Origin of the sequence: Candidatus Hakubella thermalkaliphila (assembly GCF_013281975.1) — a bacterium.
GTDB lineage: Bacteria > Actinomycetota > Humimicrobiia > Hakubellales > Hakubellaceae > Hakubella > Hakubella thermalkaliphila.
Genome location: NZ_BLRZ01000092.1, coordinates 1 through 7,909, shown reverse-complemented (window position 1 = coordinate 7,909; position 7,909 = coordinate 1). Strand labels below are relative to the sequence as shown.

The window sequence follows — 7,909 nt, the reverse complement described above, 5'->3', positions numbered from 1 at the left end:
AAATACATAACCCGGAAACTGCTTTCTAGGGGGAAAAGAGTCAGAACCCTTACTGGCCACCCCGCCCGTCAAAACCCATTCGGGGATCAGGTGAGCATCTTTCCTTTCAACTTCGACAAGCCAAGGGAATTGGTCAAAAGTCTGCAGGGAGCAATAACCCTCTACAATACCTACTGGGTGCGCTTTTCACAGGGGCAGATTACCTTTGATAAGGCTATTGAGAATACCAAAACGCTCATCCAGGCAGCCCAAGAAGCCAGATACGCTCTGTTATCTGATGTGCGTGCCAGCCCTTTGTTTTTGCAAGTTGCCATATTTTTCCTTGAGTTCACGAAGAAAAGCTTCCCGATTGGAGGAATATTTTTCGCTTAACTCTTCGCGAACCTTCCGCTGAAATTTCACAGCATCAAATTTCTTCTTCATGGATAACCTCCCTTGGGCTCCTAATCTCTAATATAAGATACCCTACCTTTAAGTTAACTGAATTAAAAGCATGGATGCGATCAAGATTCACGATTTGCTGGAAGTTCCAGCTAACCAGTACATCCACTCGTTCCACAGATGCAATCGCTATGTGCTGGGCATCTGCTATATGTTTAGCAGTCACGACTCCATCATCAATATAATCCTACAACGTCATTTACCTGAATACCTACAATATGTTGTGGTTCAATTAAAGAAAATGCCCTACATATTGAACCAAGATTCTTAAGTATCGCTGTAGGGATAATTCTGAGCCAAGATTTCTGCCTCTTCTGTAAGGAAAACATTCTCCACATTAGTATCTGGAAGGGATGACAATATCCTCTTCACACTTTCAGGAGCTCCTTCAAGCTCTCGTCGCGTAAGGTCGGATACAACAGCAATTCTTAAGCCTTGCCGAAAATCCTTGAATAGCTGAATAGACCACTTAGAGAATTCTTCATCCTCACATCCACCAATGACAGACGTGTCGATATAAATCCGTTGCTTCATTTTGTCCTACTCCTATATTTATTAAAGGCACGCATTTCAGATAACGGACGGCGGGTAGGCGAAGCGCCCCGAAGGGGCATTTGGGCGGAGTGCCGAAGCACGAAGCCAGATACGCTCTGTTATACGCTGTTCCGCCGTCATTCCTCAAAATCAATCCACCCATTTCTCTCATCAAAGACCACCCGAAATTTATCAAATATGCCCATTCTTCCCATAAGCATCGGCACTTCTTCTACTAATGCCCACGCTATCCTTATTTTCAACCTTTTACCATTCAACACCAGGGTAACCTCCTTGAGAATATAAGGAACTCCTGCCCCCGAAATACCTTTAACCTCTTGAATGGAATCTTCTCTCTCTTGCTCAAAGCCAAGAGCCCTGCCAAAACGGAAAGGTACCATTGAAACATCAGCACCTGAATCTACGTACATTGGTATCTCCACGGCGAAACTATCCTTTTCGAAAATCACCTCCGCTACAGGGCGAAGAACAATCCCTAAACTACTTCTTTCTTCTCTGAATCTTTGACGTATCATAGTACCAACATCCTCTCCTCAGGCACCTTTGCCACAAAGGGTCTTTCATGAGGATATTCTTGCCGCACTCTATCGAGCATTTCCTCAATATTCTCACCCTTTGCCACCACTTCACCATTTACAATGATCACGTATTTATTCTCTATACCCGTTTTATCGAGTGCCGTATATGCATCGAAATTTTTACTCATGGCTCTACCCCCTTTACATTAAAAATTGGCATCAAGCTTTTTACTTGAGAGTACCGAGTTCTCCAACAATTTGACATACTAAATCAAGTCGAGTGTCCCGCCTTTGTCTTCCACTTTTCGTGCTCTGTAATCCAGTTTTCAATTTCAGCCTCAAAGGCTTCCATTTGCTTTTCATTGAGGCCTTGGGGGATGTAGCCCATTTCCAGCCACCCGATCCCATGATTCGTAATTGCTAGCAGATCAGCGCCAGTTATCTCGTGTATTGGCTTTGCAGTCTGCGCTGTTGTAAGTCTGCTGCCATCTTTCCAAATGATTTTTCTATCTGCAACGTCAAGCTCTGCTCCATTTAAGTGCATCGGCAACATCATCAGGTGCTTGCCCTGAGCTCTGGCCATCCTTGGTATCAAGCCACTCCCAGAAGTCATAAAAGAAATCATCTGGAGGAATCGAGGGTTTTCTCATTTTCTGGTCCTTGATCCCCTAAATTATAGCAAACGAGAGAGCCACAAAAAAGTATCTGAATCTTTCCCAGCAGCAGTTCTCCCCTATTTTGACCTGGCCGTTTTGGCGAGTTTCATCTTCAATCTGGAATGTTCAATTGCCAGGTCAATCCATCTTTCCATCAGTTTTTTGAACTTCTTGTAGGTGGCAACTTGCTGTTTGATTTCATTGATGAATTCAGGCCGGATGTACTCGGTTCGGCTTTTCATCTTATGGGTATAGCTGAGCTGGTAGTAAGGGCCTATTTGTTTTTGGGGTCTCTTGTATTGCCGACTGAGTGATCCAGGTCTCATCTCACCGAGCTTGTTGAGCTCCCTCTTTATTTTGTTGATCTTGTTTTCGATTTGTTGTAGCTTTTTTGTACCCATATGAATAGCATACATATGCTATACTATTTTGTAAAGAAAAGACCTCCACCAAGGGAGGACCATGATGCAACTTTGGATTCATTGGTTAGGGGTAGTCTGGCAATTGAGACCGGCAAGTTTCCGCCTTAGGAATTTTCTATGGTTTTTAACTTGTCTTGCGGGTATGACCGTAAGAGGCGATCTTCTGGGCGCTACCAGCATCATTCGGTCACTGGGGCTGAAAGAAGTCTGCTATGACAGAATATTGGATTTCTTTCCCAGCCCGGCATTGAACCTGGATAAGCTCACTCAGGCCTGGGTCGCCCTGGTGCAGAAAATCTATCCTTCCATTCTGCGGTCAAACGGAAGGATCCTTTTGGTTGGAGACGGGCTGAAGATAGCCAAGTCGGGAAAGAAAATGCCGGCCGTCAAGCTATTGCACCAGCAGTCCGAGTCAAACACGAAACCCAAGTACATCATGGGACACTCCTGTCAGGCCGTAGCTCTGCTGGCTGGCACACTCAAAAGTGTCTTTGCAATTCCGCTGATCAGCAGGATACACCAGGGTTTGATCTTCTCCAACCAAGACCAAAGAACGTTGCTCGACAAAATGATTCTGCTGATCGATGCGCTGGACATTGCGGCCCCTTTCTATTTCATCGCCGATGCCTACTACGCATCCCGAGTTATCATCCTGGGACTGACCGAAAAGGGAAACCACCTCCTCACTCGAGTGAGGAACAATGCAGTCGCCTATTATCCGGCGGAGCCGCCGCCTGAACCCAAAAGACGGGGACGTCCTCGAAGATACGGCGAAAAAACCCACCTACGATCCCTATTTGATCAGCCTGATGCTAGGCAAAGCGCTCACAGCCCTATCTACGGTGAAAAAAACATTTGCCTGAGGTTTCTCTGTCTCGATCTCCTGTGGCGACCGGTTGGCATTCTGGTCCGATTTGTTGCGGTGATTCATCCCACCAGAGGCTTGATCCTCCTCATGAGCACTGACTTAACCCTGCCACCATTGGAGATTATTCGCCTCTACGGGCTTCGATTCAAAATCGAGGTCTCCTTCAAGCAGGCCATCCGAACTCTGGGCGTCTACGCCTACCATTTCTGGATGCAGGCCATGACGCCCATCCGAAGGCTTTCAGGCGCCAGTGCCTCCACAGAAAAACCGAGGAATATCGAAATGCTGTCCGCAGAAAACTTAATGCCTACCACAGACATATTCAAATCGGGATCATTGCCCAAGGTTTGCTCCAGTATCTTTCCTCGGTATTCCCCAAACTCGTATGGTCTTCCTTCGGTTCCTGGATTCGAACTATTCGTCCAGGCATATGTCCGTCAGAACAAGTCACGGCCATCGCCATGAGAAACACTCTTCCGGCATTCCTGGCCCATTCCCCCCAAAACTCAATCCTGGCCGAATTCCTGCACGAGCGAATCGATCTCTCTCGCTCCGAAGGACTGCGCCTTGCGGCATAGCTTGCTCGAATCACATTCATATCCGAGTTAGTCTTGTTGCCGAAGACCCTCTTTAGTATCTCTCCTTCTTGCTTTCCTGGCCTGCCTCCCTCTGTTCCCCTCATTGATCCGCATCATCCAGCCCACTAACTTGTCCATCTGGGTAAATCACATGCCCGCACCATGAAAAATAATCTCTTTGAATTTCTCGTGGATTCCCCTCACAGCACAATCCGTGCTAAATTCCTGTCCGTATGAGTTGATCTCGCTATTTCCGAAGGAACGTAGTACGGGAAATAATTGCTCCGATAGTGAAAATGCGGTACTCTCAAGATATATATACTACATAGCAAAATATTACGAGAAACACAGGAAATATGTAAAATGAGAAAAACATCTAAGAACTCGAATATGATATGAGAGATTCAGGAGGTGAGTGATAATGGCGAAGAAAGTTGCCTCGGTAAATGTCAAAATAATATACTGTGATCCATGCGGCTGGAGACCAAATGCGGAAGAGATTAGTAGTAGTTTGAAGGCGGCTTATGGAGATAAGATCTCTGTAATCCTTGAGGCGTCGGGTGGTGGCAAGTTCGAGGTCTTCGTTGCTGAAAACCCCATATTCTCTAGGTTGAAAGCTGGCAGATTTCCAAGCCTGGAGGAAATTAAAAACGGAATTGAAGGGGAAATTTCGAAGCTGAAGTAACAACACATCCTCCTGGTAGGGCTCCATCAGCCTTAGCATACGTGGCAGCTCATTTTGCACTTTCTCTTGGACCCGAATCTTGACCTCCTCGTGGATAGTCAGACCTGACATTGCCTTGACCCCAAGTCCATTCCGCCATACAATCCCATTGGTGACCTCCTTTACCCTGTGACATTCTGCCCGGCTTTTGGTCATCTATGAAAAATCTTGAACCAAGAATATTCAGAAAAAGGCTTATTATCGAAGGAAGGTATGCAATCTCTATTGATGCTGAAGCAATCAAACAGTACCTAGTCCAATTGGCAGAAAAAATAGAAATGCGTTTGTTGACAGAACCTTTTATATTTTCTCCAGATGCTTGTAGCCACCCTCTACATCACGGTATGGCAGGATTTGTGGGATGGGTAGAGTCGGGTGCCTTTGTTTATACTTGGGATAAATTTAATTTCTTCACCGTGGAGATATATACATGCAAACCTTTTTCTACCAAAGATGCAGTTCAATTTACAAAGGAGTTTTTCAAAGCCACAGAAATAGAATTTGTGACTACTCTGTAGGCTAAAGCCGACAGCTTCTCAGACCACGCTTGCGGCAACCCGCTACGTTAGCGTCTGAAGGCTCAGTCCGAGCCGTAAAACATTCCTGGCCGCGTTCAAGTCGCGGTCGGAAACTTGATGACAATGAGCGCAACTATAAACACGGTCTTTAAGTGTAAGCGGAGTAACAGGCAAAGCTCCGCATACACTGCAAGCTTGGGTGGTATTGTTAGCAGGTATTGCTATAACACTCGTACCAGCTTCCGCCGCTTTGTACGAGAGGATAGCCAAGAATTGCGCCCATCCTACGTCGTGGGTAGACTTCGCCAGGCTCGTTCTGGCGATGCCCTTGATATTCAAATTCTCGTGGGCAATCGTGCCGTATTGCCGCACGAGAGAAAGAGTAAGTTTGTGGTGAAAGTCTTTCCGCTGGTTCTTGATGTGTTGGTGCAGCTTCGCCAGATGCTGAACCGCCTTGCGGCGTCGATTGCTACCTTTCTTCTTTCGTGCGACGGCTCTTTGAGCGCGACGGAGTTTGTCCTGTGCCTGTCTGTAGAACCTGGGTGGGTCAATGCTCTCTCCATTGGATGTGGCCAGGAAGGACTTCAAGCCCAAGTCGATGCCGACGGCAGCGCTCAAGGTAGTAATAATCTCAACCTCGGGCAACTCGCATGAAAAGATGACGTGCCAGCCGTCCGGTTCACGTTTAAAGGAGACGGTATTAATAATAGCGGTGTCGGGCAGGCAGCGATGCCACTTAACCTTCACTTTGCCGACATGCTGAAAGTAGACCCGTTGACCATCAATCCTTCACCCGTCACCGTAGGCGGGAAACTCAACGGTATCAAACCGAGTCCGTCCTTTAAAGCGAGGATAACCCGCCTTCTCCCCAGTCTTGATGCGGCGAAAGAAGGCCTGAAAAGTCTTACCCAACCGGCGCAAAGTGGCCTGGCAGGAAGAGAAGTTGGTTGCCGCAAGATAGGAGTCGGTTATACGAGCCCGCTTCATCCAGGCGGATTGCTCAGTGTACTTTACCGTGCGCTGGTTCTGCTCCCAAGCGTCTTGTCGCTGCGCCAGGGCGTTGTCGTACAGACAACGATGTGTTTCAAGCATCTGAGACATAGCCTCAGCTTGAGCAGGGTTCGGATACAGTCTGTACTTGAACGCCTTACGCACTTACGGCTTCTTTCTTTGAGCCTCGATGTATTTCCGAATCACATCTTCCGATACATGACCGGCAGAGCCTACGTAGTAGCTCCTGCTCCACAAACACGGCATTCTCCGGCGCAAGTGCGGAAACTCCTGCCGAAGAATTCGCGACGTGTAGCCTTTGAACTGATTAGCGAAATGCTGAGGCGCATCAGTCAGAGGCGCGGCGATAAACAGGTAAACGTGGTCTGGCCTGACCTCCAAGCCTTTAATCTCTACGTCAAGTTCCTCAGCTTTCTGGTAAAGAAGCGCCTTGAGATGTTCGGCGACCAATCCCGTGAGTACGTGCTTGCGGTATTTTGGGCACCTTACAAGATGATAATGTAGGTTGAAGACACACCCCGCGTTACGCCTGTAGCGTGGATTGCTCATACACCTGTATACAGGCATATTATTTACTTGTTAAGAACCTAATACAGCGAAGGGAGATGTGGACGTATTCCTCTACCGCCTGAAGTCGGCAGTCCCCTGCGCCCCTTTATATGGAAATATAGTTGTTCGCTGGCTGCATCAGGCCAACTTTGTAATTACTTACCGCCTCGACTCATGAAAGACCACATTGTTATCCAGGTTACCCCAGAGAGAAGAAACCTCTAGATCCTGAACTCTCTCAGGCCCAGACTTACCAGGATAGCTTTACTGACCTCCTCCATTTTTTGAGCTGGAAGCTTTCCTACTAATTGGCCAAGCCGTTTCTTGTCCACGGTATAGAGATGACCAAGATGAACTACGGAACTTCGGGGAAGACCACTATCCTGGGGCTCTATGAGTACGCCTACTGGGAGATCAGCCACCCTAAGATTAGAAGTGATAGCGGCCACAATAGTCAGACTGCTCACCTTGTTGGCCACATCGTTTTGGATTATTAGAGCTGGATGAATCCTTTGCATCTCTCTTCCAAGGGCCGGTGAGAAGTCCAGCCAGTAGATTTCTCCTCTAGCTGGTACTACCATCTCTATCCTTTCTCTTGAGAGACGAGAGGGTTTCAGAGGATATGCTCAAAAACTCCTCTGAAAGTTGGCGGTCTGATTTTTCGATCTGGGCATAGATCTGAGCTGCCTCAGCTACAGTTCGACGTTCCACCTCTTCCTTCAGATAGCTTTCTATGGCTTCTTTGATCACAAAACTCCGGCTTTGATCTTCTGATCGGGCGTACTCATCAACCACCTGCAAAACCTCTGTTGGCAGGCTGATAGTTACTTTCTTGACGGAAGTCATAGTGATCATACCTCAATTCTTACCTAATATTCTAATTTAGCATACCATAAGTATGACCTAAGGTCAATATTTTTTGGAGAGCGTGGCTGTCCCAACATCGGTGGGAATTTCTGAACATCAATTGCTGTACGAGCTTGCCGCCTGCTGTCTTGAGGGTGGGTTTTGATCCTCTTTAGGGTGCAGTTTCGAAATCTGAGTTCCTCTTTGACGGTTTTGAGCAGAG

General features: G+C 47.1%; 12 protein-coding genes and 2 pseudogenes. 4 read left to right on the top strand and 10 right to left on the bottom strand.

Annotation, left to right across the window (positions count from 1 at the left end; genetic code table 11):
* Window positions 1-372 (top strand): annotated as a pseudogene (locus tag HW443_RS13030) (hypothetical protein); the annotation flags it as partial.
* A 336-nt stretch (window positions 373-708) separates the two neighbouring features.
* Here HW443_RS13030 and HW443_RS08385 read toward each other — a convergent pair.
* The 5 genes from HW443_RS08385 to HW443_RS08365 form a co-directional block, all read right to left on the bottom strand.
* Window positions 709-975, bottom strand: a complete 267-nt coding sequence (locus tag HW443_RS08385) for a PIN domain-containing protein (protein WP_176231533.1) — start codon at window positions 973-975, stop codon at window positions 709-711.
* A 137-nt stretch (window positions 976-1,112) separates the two neighbouring features.
* On the bottom strand, window positions 1,113-1,418 hold the full coding sequence (locus HW443_RS08380; protein WP_176236219.1) for a pepsin/retropepsin-like aspartic protease family protein: 306 nt from the start codon (window positions 1,416-1,418) through the stop codon (window positions 1,113-1,115).
* A gap of 89 nt (window positions 1,419-1,507) precedes the next feature.
* Window positions 1,508-1,702, bottom strand: a complete 195-nt coding sequence (locus HW443_RS08375; RefSeq protein ID WP_176225978.1) for a DUF5678 domain-containing protein — start codon at window positions 1,700-1,702, stop codon at window positions 1,508-1,510.
* 83 nt (window positions 1,703-1,785) lie between these two features.
* On the bottom strand, window positions 1,786-2,097 hold the full coding sequence (locus tag HW443_RS08370; protein ID WP_176231535.1) for a hypothetical protein: 312 nt from the start codon (window positions 2,095-2,097) through the stop codon (window positions 1,786-1,788).
* A 150-nt stretch (window positions 2,098-2,247) separates the two neighbouring features.
* On the bottom strand, window positions 2,248-2,571 hold the full coding sequence (locus HW443_RS08365; RefSeq protein ID WP_176236218.1) for a DUF6788 family protein: 324 nt from the start codon (window positions 2,569-2,571) through the stop codon (window positions 2,248-2,250).
* A 64-nt stretch (window positions 2,572-2,635) separates the two neighbouring features.
* Here HW443_RS08365 and HW443_RS08360 point away from each other — a divergent pair.
* The 3 genes and pseudogenes from HW443_RS08360 (at window position 2,636) to HW443_RS08350 (ending at window position 5,280) form a co-directional block, all read left to right on the top strand.
* A pseudogene (locus HW443_RS08360) lies at window positions 2,636-4,038 on the top strand (transposase).
* Window positions 4,039-4,459: 421 nt separating this feature from the next.
* Complete coding sequence (locus HW443_RS08355; RefSeq protein WP_176231537.1) at window positions 4,460-4,723, top strand: Rdx family protein; 264 nt, start codon at window positions 4,460-4,462, stop codon at window positions 4,721-4,723.
* Between the two features lie 197 nt (window positions 4,724-4,920).
* Window positions 4,921-5,280, top strand: coding sequence for an S-adenosylmethionine decarboxylase (locus HW443_RS08350; RefSeq protein ID WP_176231538.1), 360 nt, complete (start codon window positions 4,921-4,923; stop codon window positions 5,278-5,280).
* Between the two features lie 42 nt (window positions 5,281-5,322).
* Here HW443_RS08350 and HW443_RS08345 read toward each other — a convergent pair whose 3' ends face one another.
* The 5 genes from HW443_RS08345 to HW443_RS08330 form a co-directional block, all read right to left on the bottom strand.
* The gene (locus HW443_RS08345) at window positions 5,323-6,066 is read right to left on the bottom strand and encodes an RNA-guided endonuclease InsQ/TnpB family protein (RefSeq protein WP_258190483.1); all 744 of its coding nucleotides are present in this window, start codon (window positions 6,064-6,066) and stop codon (window positions 5,323-5,325) included.
* Between the two features lie 3 nt (window positions 6,067-6,069).
* A complete protein-coding gene (locus HW443_RS13375; protein ID WP_246273286.1) occupies window positions 6,070-6,435 on the bottom strand; it encodes an RNA-guided endonuclease InsQ/TnpB family protein in 366 nt (121 codons plus the stop codon).
* Window positions 6,436-6,840, bottom strand: coding sequence for an IS200/IS605 family transposase (gene tnpA / locus HW443_RS08340; protein ID WP_176231539.1), 405 nt, complete (start codon window positions 6,838-6,840; stop codon window positions 6,436-6,438).
* 221 nt (window positions 6,841-7,061) lie between these two features.
* Window positions 7,062-7,421: a type II toxin-antitoxin system PemK/MazF family toxin gene (locus HW443_RS08335; RefSeq protein WP_176231540.1), complete on the bottom strand. Its 360-nt coding sequence runs from the start codon at window positions 7,419-7,421 to the stop codon at window positions 7,062-7,064.
* Window positions 7,405-7,695 (bottom strand): ribbon-helix-helix protein, CopG family, encoded by a 291-nt coding sequence (locus HW443_RS08330; protein WP_246273287.1) that lies wholly within the window; start codon window positions 7,693-7,695, stop codon window positions 7,405-7,407. The genes HW443_RS08335 and HW443_RS08330 overlap by 17 nt, the downstream gene beginning before the upstream one ends.
* Between the last annotated feature and the right edge of the window lie 214 nt (window positions 7,696-7,909).

What these genes read in the sequence shown, in the direction of transcription:
- HW443_RS08370 (WP_176231535.1), bottom strand. Translation starts at nt 2,097, where the DNA reads ATGGCCAGAGCTCAGGGCAAGCACCTGATGATGTTGCCGATGCACTTA.
- HW443_RS08330 (WP_246273287.1), bottom strand. Translation starts at nt 7,695, where the DNA reads ATGATCACTATGACTTCCGTCAAGAAAGTAACTATCAGCCTGCCAACA.
- HW443_RS08335 (WP_176231540.1), bottom strand. Translation starts at nt 7,421, where the DNA reads ATGGTAGTACCAGCTAGAGGAGAAATCTACTGGCTGGACTTCTCACCG.
- HW443_RS08355 (WP_176231537.1), top strand. Translation starts at nt 4,460, where the DNA reads ATGGCGAAGAAAGTTGCCTCGGTAAATGTCAAAATAATATACTGTGAT.
- HW443_RS08375 (WP_176225978.1), bottom strand. Translation starts at nt 1,702, where the DNA reads ATGAGTAAAAATTTCGATGCATATACGGCACTCGATAAAACGGGTATA.
- HW443_RS08350 (WP_176231538.1), top strand. Translation starts at nt 4,921, where the DNA reads ATGAAAAATCTTGAACCAAGAATATTCAGAAAAAGGCTTATTATCGAA.
- HW443_RS08385 (WP_176231533.1), bottom strand. Translation starts at nt 975, where the DNA reads ATGAAGCAACGGATTTATATCGACACGTCTGTCATTGGTGGATGTGAG.
- HW443_RS08365 (WP_176236218.1), bottom strand. Translation starts at nt 2,571, where the DNA reads ATGGGTACAAAAAAGCTACAACAAATCGAAAACAAGATCAACAAAATA.
- tnpA (WP_176231539.1), bottom strand. Translation starts at nt 6,840, where the DNA reads ATGAGCAATCCACGCTACAGGCGTAACGCGGGGTGTGTCTTCAACCTA.